General features: G+C 62.7%; 13 protein-coding genes. 7 read left to right on the top strand and 6 right to left on the bottom strand.

The window, feature by feature from the left end; translation table 11 throughout:
* Positions 1 to 38 precede the first annotated feature (38 nt).
* Positions 39 to 1,706, top strand: coding sequence for an APC family permease (locus tag BKA07_RS00270; protein ID WP_167949112.1), 1,668 nt, complete (start codon positions 39 to 41; stop codon positions 1,704 to 1,706).
* Positions 1,707 to 1,832: 126 nt separating this feature from the next.
* Here BKA07_RS00270 and BKA07_RS00265 read toward each other — a convergent pair whose 3' ends face one another.
* Positions 1,833 to 3,839 (bottom strand): acetoacetate--CoA ligase, encoded by a 2,007-nt coding sequence (locus BKA07_RS00265; protein WP_167949111.1) that lies wholly within the window; start codon positions 3,837 to 3,839, stop codon positions 1,833 to 1,835.
* A 247-nt stretch (positions 3,840 to 4,086) separates the two neighbouring features.
* Between BKA07_RS00265 and BKA07_RS00260 the strand changes: the two genes are divergently transcribed.
* The 5 genes from BKA07_RS00260 to BKA07_RS00240 all read left to right on the top strand — a co-directional run bounded on the left by BKA07_RS00260 (position 4,087) and on the right by BKA07_RS00240 (position 13,306).
* The gene (locus BKA07_RS00260; RefSeq protein ID WP_167949110.1) at positions 4,087 to 5,766 is read left to right on the top strand and encodes a stealth family protein; all 1,680 of its coding nucleotides are present in this window, start codon (positions 4,087 to 4,089) and stop codon (positions 5,764 to 5,766) included.
* Positions 5,763 to 8,375, top strand: coding sequence for a bifunctional glycosyltransferase/CDP-glycerol:glycerophosphate glycerophosphotransferase (locus BKA07_RS00255; protein WP_167949109.1), 2,613 nt, complete (start codon positions 5,763 to 5,765; stop codon positions 8,373 to 8,375). Before BKA07_RS00260 ends, BKA07_RS00255 begins: the two co-directional genes overlap by 4 nt.
* 606 nt (positions 8,376 to 8,981) lie before the next feature.
* Positions 8,982 to 9,791 carry an SDR family NAD(P)-dependent oxidoreductase gene (locus BKA07_RS00250; protein WP_167949108.1) on the top strand — a complete coding sequence of 270 codons (810 nt, stop codon included), beginning with the start codon at positions 8,982 to 8,984 and terminating at the stop codon, positions 9,789 to 9,791.
* A gap of 26 nt (positions 9,792 to 9,817) precedes the next feature.
* A complete protein-coding gene (locus BKA07_RS00245) occupies positions 9,818 to 11,017 on the top strand; it encodes a serine hydrolase domain-containing protein (RefSeq protein WP_209043816.1) in 1,200 nt (399 codons plus the stop codon).
* A 36-nt stretch (positions 11,018 to 11,053) separates the two neighbouring features.
* Complete coding sequence (locus tag BKA07_RS00240; RefSeq protein ID WP_167949107.1) at positions 11,054 to 13,306, top strand: cytochrome P450; 2,253 nt, start codon at positions 11,054 to 11,056, stop codon at positions 13,304 to 13,306.
* Positions 13,307 to 13,310: 4 nt separating this feature from the next.
* Here BKA07_RS00240 and BKA07_RS00235 read toward each other — a convergent pair whose 3' ends face one another.
* The 3 genes from BKA07_RS00235 to BKA07_RS00225 form a co-directional block, all read right to left on the bottom strand.
* Positions 13,311 to 13,907, bottom strand: a complete 597-nt coding sequence (locus BKA07_RS00235) for a TetR/AcrR family transcriptional regulator (protein ID WP_167949106.1) — start codon at positions 13,905 to 13,907, stop codon at positions 13,311 to 13,313.
* 901 nt (positions 13,908 to 14,808) lie between these two features.
* Complete coding sequence (locus BKA07_RS00230) at positions 14,809 to 15,990, bottom strand: YbfB/YjiJ family MFS transporter (protein WP_342448941.1); 1,182 nt, start codon at positions 15,988 to 15,990, stop codon at positions 14,809 to 14,811.
* Positions 15,991 to 16,102: 112 nt separating this feature from the next.
* Positions 16,103 to 18,097: an FAD-binding monooxygenase gene (locus BKA07_RS00225; protein WP_167949105.1), complete on the bottom strand. Its 1,995-nt coding sequence runs from the start codon at positions 18,095 to 18,097 to the stop codon at positions 16,103 to 16,105.
* A 118-nt stretch (positions 18,098 to 18,215) separates the two neighbouring features.
* Here BKA07_RS00225 and BKA07_RS00220 point away from each other — a divergent pair, with 118 nt between their 5' ends.
* The gene (locus tag BKA07_RS00220) at positions 18,216 to 18,980 is read left to right on the top strand and encodes an IclR family transcriptional regulator (protein WP_167949104.1); all 765 of its coding nucleotides are present in this window, start codon (positions 18,216 to 18,218) and stop codon (positions 18,978 to 18,980) included.
* Here the strand turns inward: BKA07_RS00220 and BKA07_RS00215 are convergent.
* Together BKA07_RS00215 and BKA07_RS00210 are read right to left on the bottom strand one after the other, a co-directional pair.
* Positions 18,970 to 20,715, bottom strand: a complete 1,746-nt coding sequence (locus tag BKA07_RS00215) for a CocE/NonD family hydrolase (protein WP_167949103.1) — start codon at positions 20,713 to 20,715, stop codon at positions 18,970 to 18,972. The two genes, BKA07_RS00220 and BKA07_RS00215, sit on opposite strands and share 11 nt — an antisense overlap.
* Positions 20,708 to 22,159, bottom strand: coding sequence for an MFS transporter (locus BKA07_RS00210; protein WP_209043815.1), 1,452 nt, complete (start codon positions 22,157 to 22,159; stop codon positions 20,708 to 20,710). The genes BKA07_RS00215 and BKA07_RS00210 overlap by 8 nt, the downstream gene beginning before the upstream one ends.
* Between the last annotated feature and the right edge of the window lie 73 nt (positions 22,160 to 22,232).

Here is a 22,232-nt window from a genome sequence, read left to right as displayed (position 1 = left end):
CTCCAGAATTCCATCCATTACTCGTGTGGGAGGCAAAGATGCCCTCAGGGAATGCACAGTCAGCGAACGCGCCGACGAGTGTGACAGTTGTCCATGACAGAGGACTCAAACGCGATATAGGCAAGGTCGGGCTCCTGTTCACCGGCGTCGGATCCATCATCGGATCGGGCTGGCTGTTCGGAGCATTCGATGCGGCCAGCATGGCCGGACCCGCAGCGATCCTGTCCTGGGCGATCGGCGCCGTCATGATCATCTTCGTGGCCATCAACTATTCCGAACTCGGCGTCATGTTCCCGGTTGCCGGCGGCGTCGTCCGTTATCCGCATTACGCCTTCGGGTCATTTGCCAGCTATACCAGCGGGTGGATCACGTGGCTGTCTGCGGCGGGCACCGTCGGCATCGAGGTGCTGGCAGCAGTCCAGTACGCCTCCAGCTATCTGCCCTGGCTCATGGAGAGCAAGGAAGGGGTGCTGGTTCTGACGGGACGGGGCATCCTCGTCAGCGTCGCGATGGTGCTGGTGTTCTGCATCATCAACATGTACGGCGTGAAGTTCTTCGCGAATTTCAACAACATCCTCGTGTGGTGGAAGCTGCTGGTCATCGTGCTGGTCTTCGTGGTCCTGGCGATCCTAGCGTTCAACCCGGGCCACTTCCATATGGCCGAATTCGGCGGATTCGCCCCGAACGGGTTCGAGCCGATCCTGGCCGCCCTTCCGGCTGCGGGAATCGTGTTCTCCTACCTGGGCTTCCGCCAGGGCGTGGAATTCGCAGGTGAGACCAAGAACCCGCAGAAGAACGTGCCGTTCGCAGTCATCGGATCGATCATCCTCACCGGCATCATCTACATTCTGCTTCAGGTCGCCTTCATCGGAGCGATTCCCACCGACTTGCTCAAGGACGGCTGGTCGGGCCTGTCGTTCTCGAACTCGGCAGGCCCCTGGGCAGAGATCGCGATCATGCTCGGCGCGATGTGGCTGGCCATCGTCCTCTACATCGATGCTGTCGTGTCGCCGGCTGACACGGGTCTCATCTTCACCGCGTTGACTCCTCGATTGTCTTACTCGCAGGCTCGCGTCGGCAATGCGCCGTCCGGGTTGGCGAAGTTGAACAAGAAGGGCATTCCCTGGGTCGGCCTCCTCGTGACCTTCGTCGTGGCATGTTTCCTGTTCTTCCCGTTCCCCTCGTGGGCGAAGATGGTCGGATTCATCACGTCGGGCACCGTCATCTCGTTCGGCAGCGGCCCCATCGCTGTGGCCGCACTGAGACGTCAGCTGCCGGACCAGGAGCGTCCATTCCGCATCCCCGGTGGTGACACCCTGCCGTTCCTGGGCTTCCTCGCCGCGAACCTCATCGTCTATTGGACCGGGTGGGACACGAACTGGAAGCTCTTCCTCGCGATGGCACTCGGCTACGTCGTACTGGGGCTGCACTACGCATTCAGCAACCGCAGCAAGATCCCGCCGCTGCAGTTCGGATCGGGCTGGTGGATGCTCGTGTGGATCGGCAGTCTCGCACTGCTGAGCTTCCTCGGCGACTACGGTGAGGGACTGGGCGTGCTGAGCTTCGGTTGGGGCGAATTGGCTTGCCTGGTGCTGACGGTCATCGTCTTCGCTATCGGTGTGGCAACGCGCCTGGCACCGCACGACGTCGTCAAGAACGTTGAGAACACTCGACAGGTCAGTGCCGAGACGCACGAGACCGAGTGATCCGACCGTAACGACAGTTGAGGCCGAACGAGCCATTCACTGAGGCGATGAGAGACCGGTGAACCTTCCGAACCGGATGACAGTCGCATCAGCACCCCCAGCGGCGTCCCGGGGCGCCGCTGGGGGTCAGTCGGCCGAGCCCTTCTGGTCAGCGGACCCCTCCTCCACCGCGAATCGAGTGAAGTAGGTCAGTGCCTCGAACGCATCGACGGCGTCAGGGTTCGCCACCCGCTCGAGAGGGTGGCCCTGGATGAGCCGCTTGACGGGAACTTCGAGCTTCTTGCCCGTGCGCGTGTGAGGGATGGCCGGCACGTCGATGATGTCATCGGGGACATGACGTGGGGAGGCCTTGGTGCGCAACTCGTCCTTTATCCGCTTGCGCAGCTGGTCGTCGAGTTCGACACCTTCTGCCAGGACGACGAACAGCGGCATCCAATACCCGCCGTTAGGCTGCTCGGCGCCGATGACCAGGGATTCGGCCACCTCGGCGATGCCGTCGACGACGTCGTAGATGTCGGCACTGCCCAGACGCACGCCGTGCCTGTTGAGGGTGGCATCCGAGCGTCCGGAGATGATGACGCTGCCGTGGTCGGTGATCGTGATCCAATCACCGTGGCGCCACACTCCGCGGAACATCGAGAAGTACGTGTCGCGGTAGCGCTGCGCGTCGGGATCGTTCCAGAACTTCACCGGCATCGACGGCATCGGTTCGGTGATCACCATCTCCCCGACCTCGTCGATGAGAGGTTCGCCGTCATTGTCCCAGGATTGCAGGGCCACGCCGAGGATCGGTGCGGAGAGCTCTCCCGACCACACCTCGAGGTTCGGCGCGGATCCGGCGAATCCGCTGACCACGTCCGTGCCTCCGCTCGTCGAGGCCAGCTGCACGCGCTCGCCGACGGCGTCGCGGACCCAGGGAAAGCACTGCGCGGGCACCGGTGCGCCGGTCGCGCCGATCGTCCGCAGAGCCGACAGGTCCAGCTCCTCGCCGGGTTTCAGCCCTGCCTTCATTCCGGAGAGGAAGATCCCTGGACTGACCCCGAGCACGTTGGCGTGCGTGTCCGCGGCGATCTCCCACAGTCGGCGTGGGCCGGGGTAGAGGGGGCTGCCGTCGAAGCAGACGGTGGTCGCGCCGGCCAACAGTGCCGAGGCGACCAGATTCCACATCATCCAGTTCGTGTTCGTGTACCAGAAGAAGCGGTCTCCCGGGCGAAGGTCCAGCTGCAGTCCGAGCAGCCGCAGATGATCGATGACCACGCCACCGTGGCTGTGCACGATGCCCTTGGGGATCCCCGTGGTGCCGGAGGAGTAGAGCACCCACAGCGGGGTGTCGAAATCGACCCGCACGAACTCCGGCGGCGTATCGCCGGAGGCGATGTCGTCCCACGCGACGAGTTCAGCGATCGGGTCCTGTTCGTCCAATGGTTCCGCGCCGAGGTTGTCGATGCGAACGACTGCCCGCAGCGACGGGATGAGAGCGGCTAGGTCAGCTACCTGGTCTCGGCGGTCGAAGGTCTGTCCGTTCCAGAAGTAGCCGTCGGCGGCGAAGAGCGCCGTCGGTTCGAGCTGCCCGAGCTTCGCGGCGGCGCCTTCGGCCGCGTAGTCCTGGGCGCAGGCCGACCAGATGGCGCCGATCGAGGCGGAGGCGAGGAAGGCCACGAGTGCGTGGTGGGTGTTCGGCAGATAGCCGACGACTCGGTCTCCCTGTTCGACTCCTCGCTCGCGCATCCAGGCGGCCACCGATCCGACCTGGCGTCGCAGTTCACGCCAGGTGACCTCGATACTGTCGCCGCCCTCGGTGACGGTGATGATCGCCGGCTCGTCGACCAGTCGTTCGTCGAGCGCGGCGCGCAGTGCGTGTTCGGCGTAGTTGACGTGGGTCCCGGGGAACCATTCGGCGCCCGGCATGGATCTGTCCGCCAATACCTCTGTGTAGGGCTCGTCCGAAATGATGTCGAAGAAGTCCCAGACCGCACCCCAGAAACCGTCCAGATCGTTGACCGACCAGCGCCACAGATCGTCGTAGCTGGCCATGCCCTGGCCCGTGCGCTTGTTCGCGAATTCAGTGAATGCGTAAATCTGCGGGCGGGGAGTCTGCTCGGGGTTCGTGCGCCAGATCGGTTCAGCGGTCAATTCTTCTCCTCAGGTCAGCACGTCGGTGGGCAGGAATGGACGACGCGGGCCTCATGCGCAGGACTGGGATGTCCTCCTGCTGGTGAGGCGGTGCCTCAACTCTACGCTCGACTGCAGCGACGGCTCATAAGGCGTCTGAACCGGCGGACTTTCGCCAGTGCCGCAGTTGGTGACATGAGTTTTGCTGAGACTTCCGACACAACGTCAGTGATTTTGTTATGAATGTAGTTGAAGTATGTAGAATCGTTTGGGCATTTCGGAAGAATGCGGCGTCAAGTGGAGGAAAAGAATAGTGATGCGGATCGGGGAACGTCTTCGGCGTTGGGGTGCTGAACAGGCTTCAACGAAACAGAAGGTCACCGTTTCCAAGCTTCGACACCGCGAGTACAGGTGGCAGCGGCCGTTCAAGGAACGCCAGGCGGAAGCAGGACTGGCACCCGAACGCGGCTACGATGCTCGAGCCGTGGCTCAAGACAATCTGTCTGTCGTGACGAAGACACTGTGCGCTGCTGGAGTCGAGTTCGTGGTGCTGCCCCGCTCGAACGAGTTCAATCCGATCGTCGTCGTCGCCGAGACCGAGGTACAGCGAGCCGTTGAGGCTCTGTTGCAGCTGGGGGCCGACGAAGGATGGTACTCGCACGCCACCTGTTTCTCGGGGCGTCGGGGGTTGCTGGCAAGATTCTCGTCAAAGCCGGAAGATGTGAGCAGGATTCGTTGTCGGCGCCGTTTGAAGGCTCGGAACGGCAAGCTGATGAACACGCGCTTTGAGGACATCATCATCGAGACCTGGGCTGTGCTGGGTCCGGAAGTGGAGCGGGTCGACGGCGACATGCACGCCGAGGGGACTCTGCACCGCCGCGTTTCGCAACGGGGCGTGCCCGTCGAATATCTGGTTCCGGAGATGTGGCGGAAGACGGTTGCCCATGGAGGGCAATTGGCTCTGCCATACCCCCATCTCTATGAGGTCGTCGACCCTGTTGACATCGTCTATACCTGGGTCGACGGAGACGACTCAGCCTGGCGGCAACGCAAGCGTGCCGTCGAAGCGGCACTCGAACACGGAACAGTGAACGAGACTGCCACGATTTCGTCGCGGTTCACCAGCAGAGATGAGCTCAAATACTCTCTGCGCTCGGTTGAGGCATATGCCAGCTGGGTCAATCACATCTATATCGTCACCGATGGGCAAGTCCCGGTCTGGCTGAATAGAGAACATCCGAAGATCACCGTAGTGGACCACCGTGAGATCTTCACCGACAGCGACGCGCTGCCGGTGTTCAACTCCCATGCGATTGAGTCGCAGCTTCATCACATCCCGGGCCTCAGCGAAAGATACGTCTATCTCAACGACGACATCTTCTTCCTGCGCCCTACAGACCCGTCGCTCTTCTTCACCGGAAATGGACACTCGAAGTTCTTCCCGTCGAAGGCCTCTCTCGATATCGGTCCTCCGTCGGTCCGCGACCTGCCGGTCCTGTCCGCGGCAAAGCGGAATCGCGAGTTTCTGCAAGACAGATTCGACAGAACAGTGACCAACAAGTTCAAACACACTCCTCACCCGCAGTTGCGTTCGGTACTTTCAAAGATGGAGACAGAACATTCAACCGAGTTCGAAAGAGTCGCGCGGTCGACTTTCCGCCACCCTGACGATCTGTCGATCCCGTCCGCGCTCTACCATTTCTACGCATACGCCATCGGACGCGCCATCCCCAGCAGCATTCGCTACGCCTATATGGATATTGCCCGCGAGGATGCCGAGTTGTACTTCCTGCGGCTCTACCGGCGACGCGATCTCGACGTGCTCTGCCTCAATGACACGAATACCGCCGGCGCTGATCAGGAAAAGCTCGATGAAATGATGCGAGAGTTCCTCGAATATCAGCTCCCCATACCCAGTACTTTTGAGAAGAGGGCTCAGGACCAATGATCGATAAGAAGTTTGCGGTGGTCTCTGCCGTCTACAACGTCTCGCGTTATCTCGACGACTTTCTATCTTCCCTCGACCGTCAGACGTTTGATCACTCCCTCATTGAGATCATCCTCGTCGATGACGGCTCGACTGATGACTCGCTCGACCAGTTGAACGAATGGGCCGCTGCGACTGATTTCGCCGTAACCATGCTGATGAAGACCAACGGAGGACAAGCCTCGGCCCGAAATCTTGGGCTCGGCTCAGTCACCGCCGAGTGGGTGACGTTCGCCGATCCGGACGACACACTGGCGGAAGACTACTTCGAGGCTGTCGACGCGTCTTTGAATTCTCACGCCAACGCGGAGATGGTGATCTGCCACCTAGTCGATAACTTTGAAGCCACGGACGAGGTGAAGGACTCGCATCCTCTGCGGCATCGCTTCCGCGGAGGTGACCAGCTCGTCGACGTCGATCGCTTCCCCGAGTACATCCACCTACATGCTTCTTCCGCCTTCTTCCGAACAGCGAAGGTGAACGACCTCGGTCTTCGATTCGATGAAAGGTTAAGACCCACTTTCGAAGACGGCCATTTCGTGCAGAAGTATCTTTTGATGCTGCCGAAAAGGTTGGTCTCGGTGGTCGATTCGGCGAAGTATTTCTATCGTCGCCGAGCCGATAAATCCTCGACTCTTCAAACCAGCGCGACAGACCCTGGCAAGTACACAACTGTTCTGGAGTTCGGATGTCTACAGCTCCTGGAACAGGCGGCGCCTGAGATCCCCTTGTGGTTGCAATATGTCATCATCTACGAGCTGACGTGGACCTTGCGCGCAGAAGAGGCAATGTATTCGGCAACTTCGAGCCTGGAGTCGGCTGTCGTTGCCCGGTTCCACGAACTCGTCGGCAGGATCCGAGGGTATCTCTCGTCCGAAGCGATCGAATCCTTCCCGCTGGTCAAACGGTCCACGACGCAGTTCGAAGCGCTGGCGCATGGCTACGTGCAAGAGAACTGGCGATGGCAATCTGTGGTTGTCGACAGTCTGGATGAAGATCGTCGACTCGTCGAACTGCGTTATCACTACACGGGAACTAGGCCACGCGAGGTGACCCGTTTCAGAGGCAAACCAATTGAACCCTTGGCCGCGAAGACTCGAGATTTTACCTATCTGCGCAGGGCATTGATTCACGAGCGGATTCTCTGGGTACCTGCCGATGGCACTGTCGAGATCCTACTCGACGGGACACCGGTGCCAGTGACGTTCGGTTGGCCGAAACCTCGGCAGTTCTCTGTCCGGCCGGCCCAAGTCCAAGCACAACGGGGCTCAATGCAGAAGCAGAAATCAAAGGCAAGGCGTCCAAAGCCGAGGAAGCGTAGCGCAAAGTTCTCTGCGAGGGATTCATTCGTACCGTCAATGGCCCGGGCAGCACCGATTCGTCGAATGTTCGCGGATGCGTGGGTGCTGATGGATCGTGATGTGAATGCAAATGACAATGCAGAACATTTGTTTCGGTACCTGCGCAGGCGGCGACGCGATATCAACGCATGGTTCGTTGTGGAAAAGAACTCTCCCGATTGGAGCCGGCTGAGAAACGAAGGCTACAAGCGACTCATCCCCTATGGTTCCACCCTGTGGAAGGCGCTTTGCCTCAACGCGCGGTACATCGTCTCCTCACATGCTGATGCCTATGTGTACTCGCCATTCGTCTTATCGAACGGCGAACGCCCGAGATGGAAATTCGTCTTTCTCCAACACGGTGTCACTCAGAACAACATCTCGCGCTGGCTGAATGGCAAGAACATTGCGGGAATGGTGACATCTACGGTTGATGAGTTCGCTTCGGTCGCAGGCGACCACTCACCGTACAAACTCAGCGCTAAAGATGTCTCACTCACCGGAATGCCACGCCACGACGTTCTGGCGAAGAAAGCCTCTTCTTATGCGCTCGACGAGCGATCGGTCATCACAGTCATGCCGACTTGGCGCCAGTTTCTGGTCGGCGAAGCCATCGGACGTGGCAATCGGCGGCTTCCTAACTACGGCTTCTTCGAATCAGAGTTCCTGCGTCGATGGTTGGACGTGCTTGAGTCTCCCGAGCTTCAGAGGATGGCCGAGGAACACGAATACAGGATCATGTTCATGCCCCACCCCAACCTCGAGGATTATCTGCCCGGACTGACTCTTCCCGACCACGTTGAGGTCCGTTCCTTCGCCGAGACCAATGTTCAAGACGTGATAGCACAATCGGCTGTCGTAGTCACTGACTACTCTTCGATTGCCTTCGACGCAGCAATTGTGCATCGACCCGTCGTCTACTATCAGTTCGACCGGGAGCGAGTCTTCGGCGGGGACCACCTGACAAAGCCCGGGTACTTCTCATACGACCGCGCCGGTTTCGGACCTGTCGCGCTCGAACATGACCAGGTGCTGGAAGCTCTGCACATGACTCTCGGTCATGGCAAAGAACCGGCACCGGAATACATGCGAAGAATTGAACGAACCTTTGTCACCCCCGGCCACGCATGCAGCCGAGTCACAGAGATGATCGAAGAACTCGACCATCCGGTGTGCATCGGCGACCATCGCCCTACCCCGAAGGCTCCAGAGATCCAGTACACCAACTGATTTGCTCGACAGAGTGACTTCGCGCCCAAGCGCACGGGCGACCGACCTGCCTCAGCCCCACACGCCCTCGGTCTGGTGGGCGATCGTCGACCTCGTCGCGGAGGCCGAAGCCCACCAGCTCCTCGGGGGATTGCGGGTTCGGACATCATCCCTCCGTGGCTGTTTTTCAAGTTCTAAGACTTCTTCTCGGGCTTCCTTATGTCTGGAGAAATCGCTCTGGCTGCCCAGCGACTGCGGCCCGTCAGGGTTGGTCACCGCAGCAGAAGTGTGCACGCGTCGGTGGACTGCCACCGGATCTGCTCGGGCGCTGCCCAGATCCTTGAGTGATCCGAGGGTAGAGGCCATTTTCTTCAGCTTTGCCATTGCGAGTCTTCCCAACTTTCAGAATCGACGATCATCTGAGACTGCAAGCATAAATGTGAGTCATGCACTTACTTCGTCTGGGAACTTATAATGTAGTGCTTTTCATTGACTTCGGTAGAACGTCATCGATCCGTCCGCCTCGGAGAGGGCAGATATCGGCCGGAGAGGGCAAGGGTCCTCACTTGACATGTGTCTACTGAAACAGAAGACTGTTCTCCACATCACAACCAAGGGGGCAGTGCAATGAAGCTGGCAGACAAGGTCGCCATCGTCACGGGTGCGGCATCGGGTATGGGACAAGCCGCTGTCGAGGAACTGGTCGGCAACGGTGCCACCGTCTACGCAATCGATCTTCGAGAACAGCCTTTGGCTCAGGCATTTGCCGACGAGGCAGCAGTCCACACCCTCGCCTTGGACATCTCCGATTCGGCTGCGGTCTCCCGCGCAGTTGGACGCGTCAAAGATGAGCAGTCACGGCTGGATGTCCTGATCAATGCGGCTGGGGTATCCACACCGAACCGCGAGAAGCAGGACTGGGTCGACGAAATCAACCAGGAGATGATCACCGCCGCGAAAGAAGGGCGGGAATACCACCCGGATTTCCTCTCGGGAATCTCGGACGAGGACTTCCGTCGGGTCGTCGAAATCAACCTCAACGGCACCTTCTTCATGATCCGCGAAGCCGCGCCGCTGATGAAGGCGACCGGCGGCTCCATCGTGAACTTCGCATCGGTCGCGGGACTCATGGGCCTGCCGATGCCCGCCTATTACCCGGCGTCGAAGGCAGCGATCGTGGGGATGACCAAAGCCATCGCGGCCGAACTCGCCCCCTACGGCGTTCGCGTCAACGCCCTCGCTCCCGCCGGAATCAACACTGCGATGTTCGCCGCCTCAGGTGACGAGCACATGGACGCGCTGCTGGCCCTGCAGCCCCTCAAGCGTGTGGCCGAACCCGAGGAGATCGCCAAGACCGTCCTGTTCCTGGTCTCCGAAGACTCCGGACATTACACCGGTCAGACACTGTCGCCCTCCGGCGGCGCAGTGATGATGTGAACCCGCCCAGCGAAAGGAATCGACATATGGATATGCACAGAGATGTCATCATCAATGATGTCGACGGCATGGAATCGCGTTTCGTCAACCGCCTCGACGAAGCGATCGTCGAAGACCTGCACGCACAGTCCTATTATGGCGCCAGCGTGGTCGTCGCCCGGGGTGGGGAGATCGTGCTGAAGGGAACCTACGGGCAGTCGGACCGACACCGAGGTCGTGCCACCGGACCCGACGACGTCTACCGAATCCTGTCGATGTCCAAAGGATTCACCAACGCCCTCGTCTTCCGCGCCCTCAGTGAGGGCCGGATCATGCTCTCGACCCGAGTCGTCGACCTCATTCCGGAATTCTTCGGCACCGAGCCGTTCCGCGCCGCTCGGAAGGAACGCATCAATCTGGCGCACCTGCTCACACACCGTGCGGGAATGCCGGCCACTCCCAACCCGGGACTGGGACCGGAGTCCTTTGCGGTCCTCGCCGATGTCATCGACGCCCTCGCCTCGGTGGATGTGGTCAATGAGCCCGGAGGCAATCTCAACTACTCGGCGGCGATCAACCATGCCCTCATCGGTGAGATGCTGCGCCGAGCCTACGGTGCCGAGTCGTTCCGCGATCTCATGCATGAGAAGATCTTCGCTCCGGCCGGGATGGACACGACTCGATTCGGCCTGACCGACGAATGGGCGGATCGGGCGGTTCCGCTCGAGGTCATCGTCGCCAACGACTCGTGGCTGAAGCCCGAAGACATCGAAGTGCTCAACGAGGTCATCGCCCGCCCCGATGCAGAGATGCCATGGGTCGGGGCCGTCTCCACGATCGACGACGTGTTCACCTTCACCGAACTCTTGCGCAACAAGGGACGCACCGCCTCGGGGGAGTTGCTCTTCAGCCCCGCGGTGCTCGACTTCGCCACGACGAAGCAGACGGGCGATCAGATCAACGACCTCTACGGCATGGTCGCCGCAGCCCGCCACTGGGACGCACCCGAAGGAAACATGGGCCTGGGCATGGCGCTCGCGGGCACCGGCACCTACGCTCGCTTCTTCGGGCCATTCGTATCGCCCCGGACGTTCGGGTCCTATGGCGCCGGCTCGTCCCTGCTCTGGGTCGACCCGGTCTCGGACGTCAGCTTCTGCTTCCTGTCGAGCGGCGTGATGGACGAAGGCGACAACGTCGCCAGGTTCCAGCGCCTGTCATCCATCGCCGCCTCCGCGGTCATCGACTGACCGGCCCGCCCCGACGAGAGGAAGACTTCGATCACCATGACAACCACATCACACGACACCCGCCCCGTCGGCCGCTGCCCAGTCGCGCACGGCTTCGACGTGATGGGCGATGACTACTACACCGATCCAGCCGTCCACCTGGCTGAATTCAGGGAGCAGACCCCCGTCTTCTGGTACGAACCTCTGCACGCCTGGATCGTGACCAGACGCGAAGACTGCCTCGAAGTCCTCTCGGACTGGCAGACTTTCTCCTCGGCCTCGAACTCCGCCGCGGACGTTCCCGAGCGTCACCGGAGCGTCTACCCGCCGGAACTCGTGGCCAAGATGATCGTCGGCATGGACCCGCCCGACCACACTTCGGCGCGATCGGTGGCCCAGAAAGGCTTCGTCAAGGAGCGGATGGACCGGCTCCAGCCAGAGATCGAGGCCCGAGCCAACCGCATCATCGACCGCTTCGAGGAACGCGGAGCGGCGAACCTCCTCGAGGAGTATTCCCTCGAGCTGACGACACAGACGATCATGGCGCTCCTGGGATTGGACTACGAACATGAAGACATGCTGCGCCAACTCCGTGATGACCTCTTCTCCATCCTCTCCTCGGCCCATGCGCCGATGGAGGAGCCCGAGAAGTCCATCGTCTGGGACCGCTTCGTGGAAGCCAATCTCGTCCTCCGCAGCATCATCGACGCCCGTCGCGACTCGAATGCCGATGACCTCATCTCCGTGATGGCGTCGTCGCGGAACTCCGATGGGTCATACGCGCTGTCGTCGGAACAGATCGGCCTGCACATCTCGGAATTCTCGGCAGCGGGCACGGACACCACGGCGCAGGCGATGACGAATGCCGTGCTCTTCGTGACACAGCACCCGGATTCACTCGACGACGCCTTGATGGAACCTCAACTGTGGTCGAACGTCTTCGAGGAGACGATCCGGCGTCGCCCATCATCGACCTTCACGTCCCGCAAGACCACGGTCCCGGTGACGCTGTCGGGTGTCGAGATTCCAGCCGGCGACATGATCTTCGTCGGCCTGGCATCGGCCAATACGGACCCGTCCTACGTGCGCGATCCCTTCGAATTCGACATCCACCGGCCGGCCCCGACCGACCATTTGGCGTTCACCTCCGGGCGCCACACCTGTCTGGGCAATCCGCTCGCCCGTGTGCAGGGCGCCACGGGGCTGCGAGTGCTCTTCGAACGGCTGCCCTCGCTGCAGCCCGACGACGTCGCCGAACTCGACTTCGCGCGTCTGCCTCTCCTCCCGATCCGCCGCTCGCTGCAGGTGCATTGGGATGTCGAGGACGTGCACCGCAACCGTGCGCAGACCGTGCGACAGCTCAACCTTCGGGTCGCTGAACGCACCGAGCTGACCGCCTCGGCGGCGGCAATCACTTTGAAACATCCGGACGGAGGGATCCTTCCGCGGTGGAAGGCAGGGGCCCATATCGATGTGAACCTGACCGACGCGAACGGCGAAACACTGGTGCGACAGTACTCGCTGTCATCCGACCCGGCCGACACCACACGGTATCGCATCGGGATCCTACGGGAAGACGATGGGCGAGGAGGTTCGACACTGGCTCATAAGCATCTGCAGCCCGGAACCGATGTCACCGTGTCATGGCCGCGCAACAACTTCCGCCTGTCGGGAGCGAAGAAGTATCTCTTCATCGCCGGTGGAATCGGAATCACGCCCATGCTTGCGATGATTCGTGAGGCAGAGGCCGCCGGTGCCGACTGGAAGCTGCACTACGCAGGGCGCTCGCGCGAGACCATGGCCTTCCTCGACGAGCTCTCCGGGTTCGAGGACCGCGTCACCCTCCACCCGGGTGACGAGAACAGCCGACTGTCGCTGGACCGGATTCTCGAGCATGCGCAGGACGACTGCCTGGTCTACGTCTGCGGGCCCGAATCACTGATGGACGCCGCAGAGCAGGCGATGGGCCATTGGCCCGATGACGCGTTGCGGCTCGAACGATTCGCTCCGAAGACGATCGAACGCACCGAACCCGACATCCCCTTCGAAGTCCGTTTCGAAACCAGCGACGTGACCGTCGAGGTCGATGAAGATCAGACGATTCTCGAGGCAGCCGCCGAGGTGGGGCTGCCCGTGATCTCATCGTGTCAGGAAGGCACCTGCGGAACGTGTGAGACCCGCGTGGTCTCCGGCGACGTCGATCACCGGGATTCGATCCTCAGTCCCTCGGAACAGTCGGCGAACGAGACGATGATGATCTGCGTCTCCCGCGCCCAGGGAACCTGCCCGCTGCTCGTGCTCGACAGATGACGCCTCAGCCGAGGAAAGCAGCCCACTGTTCTGCGAGGCTCCGCAGGATGAGGCGTTCGGGGATCGACTGTCCGCGCACATAGAGATAGTAGAAGTTATGTTCCAGGCCGATCATCAGGGTGATGAGGTGGGCCTCCCACTGATCGCGGTCGACATCGCTGCGGGAACCGATCAGCGCTGCGGCCTTGGTCTGCGAGATGCGCCGGTGGAGTTCGAGCCATTCGGCGAACACCTCGGTGTCGACGGTCATGGCACGTGAAATGGCATCGAACTCGGCCCGATGCGACTTCCACAGCCGTGCGGCCTCCTCCAACCACGTCACGACATCGTCGACCGTGGGCTCCACGTGGTCCAGTCCGTCGTAGAGACCGAGGACCTCGGTTTCCAGCTGTCGCATGCGATGCAGAACGATCTGCGACTTGCTGGTGAAGTGCAGATACAGGTTGGCCCGGCTCGTTTCGGCGCTCCGGGCAATCCGCACCATCGAGGTGGTCTCGTAGCCGGTGGTCTCGAACAGCTCGAGCGCGGAGTCGACGATGCGCTGCTGCGTCTGCAGCTTGTCGATATCGCGCTGGGTGGCCACCCGTCTCCTCTTCGTCATTCGTGTTCGACCCTACAAGACTAGCGAATCCGGCGACGCTGAGTCTCCCGAGGTTGTTGACCGACCGGGCTTGGTTGCCTGGATGATGCGCGGTTCGGATATGCGAAGATGAAGTGAGCTGCAACCGACTCCTCTTTGCATCTGACACTCGTGGACCGGAAGCCACCCTGTCCGTCTCGGAAGAGAACACTCAGAAGAGCTTCCGCGCGGACAATATCGGCCTCTCGCTCGAGTCCACAGTGCTCGCCGACACCCGACTCGACCCCGACGCCCCGATCATCGGTCCCAATGTCTACGACGGTGCCTGGATGGAGGCATTCGCACAATCCGGTGTCACAGAGAAGACAGCGCTCTCACAACACTGGTATCAGCTCCCGGAATGCGAATCCGACGCCGTCCCAGGACGCGGCCCGCAGGCACAGAACCTCGTCGATACGCTCGCGAAGAAATCCGCGCAGAAGAACTTCGGCATCGGCAAGGACCACGCCGATGCGGCAGGACTGCCGCTGTGGCTCGAAGAGACCGGCCGCACCAGCTGCCCGGGAACGAATGACACCTCACTGACGAACGCCTCGGCGCTATGGGCGGCAGACTATGCTCTCTTTGCGGCGACTCTCGGCGTTGAGCGGATGGCCATGCATTCGATGCGCGGTGCGTGTGAGGGTGGAGCGCCGATGTCGCTGGTCTGCGACCCCGCCGATCACGGCACGCGTTCCGATGCCTTCCAGGAGCCACCCCACTTGGCCGGGATGCGTCTTGTGGTCCCGAGCATCGGTGGAATGTTCACACAGACTGCCGTCACTGGCGATGGGAACATCAGCGCCTACACCGTGGTCAAGAACGATGGCCGCCCCCTGGTCACGACGGTGACCAATGCGAATGATGCTGCGAAGGTCGGCGGTCATCTCTCGACGTTGCCGATCAGCAAACCGAACAGGGTCAGAGCCATCGCGAGAACCAGAGCGATCGCGGCGGCGATGAAGCTGCCGACGATGGTCTCACTCAGCGCGAGGGCAACCAGGGCGGGACCGGCGATCTGGCCGAGGCTGTACCAGGTAGTGAGCTTCGCAGCAGCGGCGGTGATGCCCATCTGTGTGCCCTCTCCGATGGTCATCATCACTACTCCGACGAAGGTCCCACCGAACAGTGCCGCAGAGATGAGGAGCAGGACCGGGTCGGTGCCGAAGACCGCGAGAAGGGCACCGCCGACCTGCAGGCTGTAACACACGACGAGGCCGCGGCGAGAGCCGATGCGGGCGGACACGCTCGACCAGATCAACGGTGAAGCTGCGGTTGCAAAGCCTGCGACGACCCAAGTCGAAGCGGCGGCCGTGTCGCCGAAGACGGGTTCGGCCAGCACGACCAGATAGGTGCCGATGATGATGTAGCCGAAACCTTGGAAGAAATATCCTGCGGTCAGGACCGCCATGGCCCGGCGGACGTGTGGGGCAACGGCTGTGACGGTGGGTTGATCGCGTGGGACAGCCACCTCTGCGGAATGAGTGACATGTATGGTTTCGCCGCGTGTAGGCAGGGGCCAGGTCCACGCGATGGCGGTGAAGACGGCACTGAGCAGTGCACAGATCAGCCAGAGTCCGCGCCAGTCGACGAGGCCGCCGGCGGTGAGGACGATGGTTCCGGAGATGAGGATGCCGGTGCCGATTCCCGCATAGACGAGGCCGGAATCGACCGGTCTGCGGGCCACGAACGGGATGCGCTGGGTGATGCAGACGAAGATCAGGCCCGAGGCGATTCCGGCCAGTGTGCGCACCGATCCCTGCCAGACCAAATTCGACGTCAGGGGAATGGCAGCCAGGCACAGGGTGGAGACGATGAGGCTCGAGCGGTAGACGCCCCGGGTGGGCTCAACCCAGTCGCGGGCGATGACCAGGGAACCGATGAAGTATCCCACGTAGTTGAGTGTGGCGATCCAGGCACCCGGAGCCGAGGTCCAGTGGAGTGCGACGACCATGAGTGGGAGGACGGGTGTGTAGAAGAACCTGCCCATCCCCATGGCCAGCGCCAGCCCGAGGGTGCCGCGGACGGCGGTGGGATTGATGGCGCTTGGGGAAGTGGGCCCCACAGCTGCACCCTCTTTCGTTCGGAAATGCGTGGTCTCGTGACCTCAGCATGTCACCGATTCGATTCGGGTGGTGCCGAAACGACGCGGGGCGCATTTCGTGCTCCCACCAACCCTACGGCGTCATCAGGTTCATGTTCCCAGCGAAGAAATCTGACAGTTCGGCATGTGCGTTCAGCGGGAGTACGTGAGCAACATACTGGTCGGGGCGAACGATGACCAGCGCACCTCGTTCGCGGCTGATGTCGCGGCGGGTGAAGATGTCCGCTTCGGCTGCGAGGTCGGCGCAGAACATCTTCTCGTAGTCGATGAGACCGAGACGACCCTTGCGCGGGAGCAGGAAGGCCGGCATCGTCTCGAGCGCGAGATCACGGTGACCCTGCTGGAAGACGGCCCGCACATCGAAAACCGCATCGGGGTCTGTGCCAGCAGTGTGGCGACGAATCGGCGAGTCGCGAGCCTCGTCGAGGAAGCTGCACAACCGCGCGATCGGCGAGTCCGCTGACTGCGGGTCGGAGCGATCAGCGAAGGCGTAGAGGCGCCAGCGCCCGTCTGCCTTCGCCTCGTGGCCGAGTTCCACGGGTTTGGCATCGGCGAGGCGGATCACGGGTGCCGAGTGGAAGCGCTCGCCGACGGGGAATCCCGCAGCAAGGTGCTCGTTCCGATCGTGGCCGGTGATCATGTTCGGCGGATAGTCCGTGGCGAACCCTGCGGTGAACCGGCCGCCGGCGGTGAAGATCTCCTGCCGCTCCTGCGCGCTCATCCCGCCCGCCTCGGGGTCGTTCGGATCGGCGGGTCTGGCCGCCATGGCCTCCGACCACTTGAGGTCGAAGTCGATGAGCTCCTGGGCGATCGCCTGCCGCTCCTGAGCGTACGTGTCGAGCAGGCTCTCCGGGCTGAGCCCGCGCAGGACCGAGCCGAGCTTCCAGCCGAGGTTGAACGCGTCCTGCATCGACACGTTCATGCCCTGCCCGGCCTTCGCGCTGTGGGTGTGGCAGGCGTCGCCGGCGATGAAGACCCGAGGAGAGCGCGTGCCGCGGTCGGCCTCGGTCACGTCATCGAAGCGGTCGGCGATGCGCTGTCCGACCTCGTAGACAGACCACCATGCGTTCTCTTTGACCTCGAGAGAGTAGGGGTGGAAGATGCGCTGCGCGGCGGCGATGATCTCATCCGAGGTGAACCGTGTCCGGGCCGCGCGGTCGGTCGGATCGAGATCGCCGAGGTCGACGTAGAGGCGGACCATATAGCCGCCCTCACGCGGGATGAGGAGGACGCTGCCGCCGGTCGCCGACTGGATCGCCGACTTGAGGCGGACATCGGGGAAATCCGTGACGGCGAAGACGTCCATGACGCCCCAGGCATGGTTCTTAGCGTCGCCATTCATCTCGATGCCCAGCGAGCGGCGCACGGCCGAGCGTGCGCCGTCGCAGCCGATGACGTATTTCGCACGGATCGTCGTCGACTGGGCTGCGTCGGTGTCGTCTGCATTGCCGGTACCGACTGTGTCGTCGGTTCGGGCCGGTGCCACGGTCACCGTGACGGGATGGTCGGAGGAGTCGTCGAGCTCGAGGGAGGTGACCTCGAGTCCGTAGTCGGGGACGAGGCGTGACGACGACTTCGCCATGCGATCGAGGAGGAAGTCCTGCATGCGGGCCTGATTGACGATGACATGCGGATACTCGGACAGGCCCTCCTCCACATCGTCGATGCGTCCGGTGCGCACGATGTGGGAGGAATCAGAGGGATCGGGTCCCCAGAACGTCGTTTCGTTGACCCAATAGGCCTCGCGGATGAGCCTGTCGGCGAGGCCGAAGGCGTCGAACATCTCTACGGTGCGGCAGGCGACGCCGTCGGCATGGCCGAGTTCGAGGGGGCCGCCTCGGCGCTCGACGACTCGGGTGGTGATGTCGGGGAACTCGGCCAGTTGGGCGGCGAGGACCGTTCCGGCCGGTCCGGTGCCGACGATGAGGACGTCGACGGTCTCAGCGGAATTTACGGGATGGTGGCCCGGAGTGGAGGACGCCACCTCGGCGGGTTCGCGGTCGGCCGTCGGTGCGGCGGGGCGGATCTCGGGATCTCCGGGACGGAACCCGTCGAGGTAGAACTGCATGGTGCTCCAATCGTCTGGGAATCGTCGTTGATCGGCGACGTGCTCCCGATCACTGTCGCGTCATCCCGAGGTCGATGCAATCATTTTCTGCACAGTGGAAAACAACTAGAGTCGAACCATGGAACGCCGCGTGGTTGCCGAGAAGCCGACTCATCTGCTCGCCTCGGTCGACAGCGCTCTGCGGCTGCTGCAGATCCTGCGGGACACCGGTGCGCTGCGGATCACCGATGCCGCTCGCGAGCTCGGCATCAGCGTGTCCACGGCTCATCGGCTGCTGAGCATGCTCGTCTACCGCGGGTTCGCCGTCAGGGACGAGTCGCGGGTCTACCATCCCGGCCCGGGAATCGTGGCGAATGCGCGGGCGCAGTCGGAGCATCGCGGTGTGCTGTTGAGGATGCGGCCCAGGCTCGCCGAGCTCTCCGAGGTGACCGGTCAGACCTGCAACCTCATGGTGCGTGTGGGCACGACGACGAGGTTCCTCGACAGCCACGAGGGCGCTGACCGGCTGGGAATCGGGTCACGGGCCGGTGAGATCCTTCCGGCGTCCCTGACCTCCGGAGGGCAGGTGCTGCTGGCCGAGGCCGAGCCGGCCGTCCTCGAGAGCCTCTACCGGTCGAACTCCGCACGCACCTCGGGCGACTATCTCGATGACGCGGCCTTCGTCCGATTCCGTCGACGGCTGGAGTCCATCCGAAGAACAGGGTGGGCACTCAACCGGGAACGCACAGAGCGGGGCGTCGCCGCCCTGGGGATGGCGGTGCGGGAGACCGACGGCGCGGCCGTGGCCGCCGTGAGCATCTCCGTGCCCGCCCGGCATGCCACGATGCTCGATGCGCCCGAGATCCACGCGGCGCTCGGGCGGGCATGCCGGCTCAGCGTCTGAGGATTTCCGACTCACCGACGCTCTTGGTCACCGGCAGCACGAGTCGGGACTGATGCTTCGCGTCGCGGTAGATCTTGTGCGACACCGGGCGTCCGATCGGGAGGTGGAACGCGTCCGGGGGCAGCAGCGAGTTGTGGTCGTCGACGAGCGGTTCGACGTTCGACAGTTCCGCCACCAGGCGATGCCCGGTGTGGAAGGTCGCCGCGAAGGGATAGAGCCTGAGGATGTATTCGTTGATCACGCCCGGCTCGACCGGCACCGCACGTGTATGCGGATGGTACGGGTCGCCGGGGCTCGTCTTCTCCTCGTCGAGTTCGCGGTGCGTGGCCTTGAGGTACCCGGTCGTGATGAGCTGACGGGCACCTCCGGGGGCGACGTCCCACATGCGGAGGATGAAGTTCGTGTCCTCCTGGTCGATCTCGGCGAAGATGTGCGCCGCACCGGTGCCCATCATCTGTGTGTCGGTGTCGAAGACGGGAGTCGACCACGTGAGGATCTGCACCTCGTCTGTCACTGTCAACGGTGCCTGGTAGAAGCCGTCGGGTGCGGCATAGTCGGCGGTCATCGGTTCCGGCTCGATCGACAGCTTCCCCCGAGGCCGCAGGTAGAAGGACTGATGCTCCGGAGCCTGTGGCGGCCACTGCGACCCGGAGACGATCTCACGGGAGCCTTCGACGAAGATGTTGACGCTCGGTTCGTCCATGATGCCGTTGTCGATGCCTTTGAGCCAGTACTCGTACCAGCGGAACATCGTGTCGTGCTCTTCGACGAACGGCCGCGACTGCATCGGCGGGTAGGCGCCGATGTCGAGTCGCTTGGGCCCGCCGAGGTTGTCGAACGTCTCGATGGTCGAATCGATCGTCCATCCGCGGCCCTGGTCGATCTGCAGCCATGTGGGGATGTCGATGTTCGTCGCCAGGTTGACCGGGTTGCGTTCCTCGTACCACTGCCCGTCGAGTTCGTTGGTGATGATGTCGAACCAGGCTTCGTGGTGCTTCGGATAGTTCAGGGTGTGGACGAGGTTCGGCCAGGCCTGGACGTCGGGGTCGGCGAGGCGCTTGTCGACGATGGTCTTGAGCTTCTCTGGCGAGTACTCCTCGAGCATGCGAGACTTCGTCCGGTCGGTGAATGCCCAACCGGAGTCACCGCCGCGGCCCTCCCGGGCGGCTCTGGGCATGAACCACATGATGCCGCCGTGGTAGGTCGTCTCGTAGAAGTCGTAGTGGCCGCCGGAGACGAAGATCGCCTTGAGGTGCGGCGGTCGTTCCGCCGCGGCGATGACCTGCATGGAGCCGAAGTAGGAGATGCCGATCATGCCGACATTGCCGTCGCACCAGGGCTGTTCGGCGACCCACTCGATGAAGTCGTAGGCATCCTCGCCCAGGGAGACCCCGCCGGCGTTGTAGTTGCCGATGTGCTCGCCTTCCGAGGCACCTGAGCCGCGGAGGTCGCCGATGACGTGGACGTAGTCCTCGGCGACGACGCGGGAGATGTCGCCGGCCTCGATGCAGCCGTCCCACAGGGGGCTCGGGCGCTTCTGCGGAGGCATCGTCAGGGCCATGGCCTGCAGCTCCTTGCCGTACGGGCTGAGTGCCACCAGTGCCGGGCGAGGCTTCTGGTCGTTGCCTTCATAGGCGTCGGCGGCCAGGAGCGTTCCATCGCGCATGGGCACGCTGAGGTCCTTGCGGATGCGGATGTCCTGGCGTCCGTCGTTCCAGGTGCGGGTGTCAGTCATGAGAGGAAGCCCTTTCATCGGTCGGGGTGGTGGTGGTCGTGGGGTGCACCGTTCGGCGCGGTGCCTGATCGGGGTCCGATCGCCTCGGCGGTGTGGTGGCGCGGGCGAGCGGGACGCAGGCGAACGCCGCGGCTGCGATGAGGCCGGGGACGGCGAAGAAGAGGAACGTCGACTGGACGGGAAGCTCGAGTGCCTGGAGGAATCCGCCGAAGGTGGGGCCGAGGATGGCGCCGGCGCGGCCGATCCCGGAGGCCAGCCCCAGGGCCGTCGACCGCACCGAAGACGGGTAGAACTGGGAGACGAAGGCATAGGAGATGTTCTGCGAGCCCATCGTGCAGGCACCGGCGACCGCGACGAAGAGGAGCAGGAAGACGATGTCGGCGCGCACACCGAGGAGGACGAGGGAGACGGCGGCGATGACGAACATCGGCACGAGGACCCGCTTCGTCCCGATTCGGTCGGCCAGGCGCCCGAGCGAGAGTGTGCCGACGATCGCACCGACGTTGAGCACGATCATGAACGTCAGGCTCGAGTCGAGGGCGTAGCCGGCGGTCATCATGAGATTGGGCAGCCAGGTGGTGACTCCGTTGACCATAAGCAGGCACATGAAGAACGCGATCCAGATCATCACCGTGGCCAGGCCGCGGCCGTGCCCGAAGATCAAGGCGAGAGACGCTCGCGGATGCGCCTGGCGGGAGTCGCGGGCGGTCGGCTCGGCAGCAGTGGCCGCGGTCGCCTCGGTGCTTCCCATATACAGGTCCGCGATCCCGAGGTCACCCGCGGTGGGCGCGAGGCGGTGCAGGGTCGTCCGCAGCGTCTCGATGCGGCCGCGGCGGATGAGAGTGGTGGGGGAGTCGAAGAACCAGCGTGCCGCCAGCGGCAGGGTCAGAACCGGGATGAGTGCCACCCAGTACACGCTCTGCCAACCGAAGGCGGGGATGAGTCCCATAGCGGCGAAGGCCGCGACGATGCCGCCGACCGAGAACAGGCAGGTGACGATCGCGACCATGGTGTTCGCTGTCCGCTTCGGGGCGTAGTCGGTGATCATCGCGATGATGTTCGGCAGGATCCCACCGATGCCCACACCGGCGATCGCCCGCAGGGCGCCGAAGACCTCCGGGCCGGATGCGAAGGCGCAGCCGAATGTCGCGAGGCTGAAGATCAGCACACTGGCGATGAGCATCCGCCGGCGCCCGAAGCGGTCGGCGAGGAAGCCGAAGCAGATCGCCCCGATCATCATGCCGAAGAGGCCGACGCTGCCGATCACCCCCGCCTCGACGGGGCCGATCGCCCATGCGCGCATGAGGATCGGCAGCACAGAGCCGTAGACGACGAGGTCGTACATATCGAAGAGGACAATGAAACACGACCAGAACAGCAGCCAGCCGTGGAAGCGGTTGGGTCGGGCATTCTGGATAAACGCAGCAGCATCGATGGTTCTCACAGAGACGGTCTTTCACAGAAGGAGTGGCGCCAAAGGCGTATAGACAATATTATTATGACAAAGATTGGATCGA

The organism is Brevibacterium marinum, assembly GCF_011927955.1.
Taxonomy (GTDB): Bacteria; Actinomycetota; Actinomycetes; order Actinomycetales; family Brevibacteriaceae; genus Brevibacterium; species Brevibacterium marinum.
This window is presented reverse-complemented; position numbering and strand designations above follow the sequence as displayed.

Coding starts and splice junctions, on each gene's coding strand:
- BKA07_RS00270 (WP_167949112.1), top strand. CDS start 39: ATGCCCTCAGGGAATGCACAGTCAGCGAACGCGCCGACGAGTGTGACA.
- BKA07_RS00255 (WP_167949109.1), top strand. CDS start 5,763: ATGATCGATAAGAAGTTTGCGGTGGTCTCTGCCGTCTACAACGTCTCG.
- BKA07_RS00250 (WP_167949108.1), top strand. CDS start 8,982: ATGAAGCTGGCAGACAAGGTCGCCATCGTCACGGGTGCGGCATCGGGT.
- BKA07_RS00245 (WP_209043816.1), top strand. CDS start 9,818: ATGGATATGCACAGAGATGTCATCATCAATGATGTCGACGGCATGGAA.
- BKA07_RS00240 (WP_167949107.1), top strand. CDS start 11,054: ATGACAACCACATCACACGACACCCGCCCCGTCGGCCGCTGCCCAGTC.
- BKA07_RS00235 (WP_167949106.1), bottom strand. CDS start 13,907: ATGACGAAGAGGAGACGGGTGGCCACCCAGCGCGATATCGACAAGCTG.
- BKA07_RS00225 (WP_167949105.1), bottom strand. CDS start 18,097: ATGCAGTTCTACCTCGACGGGTTCCGTCCCGGAGATCCCGAGATCCGC.
- BKA07_RS00220 (WP_167949104.1), top strand. CDS start 18,216: ATGGAACGCCGCGTGGTTGCCGAGAAGCCGACTCATCTGCTCGCCTCG.
- BKA07_RS00215 (WP_167949103.1), bottom strand. CDS start 20,715: ATGACTGACACCCGCACCTGGAACGACGGACGCCAGGACATCCGCATC.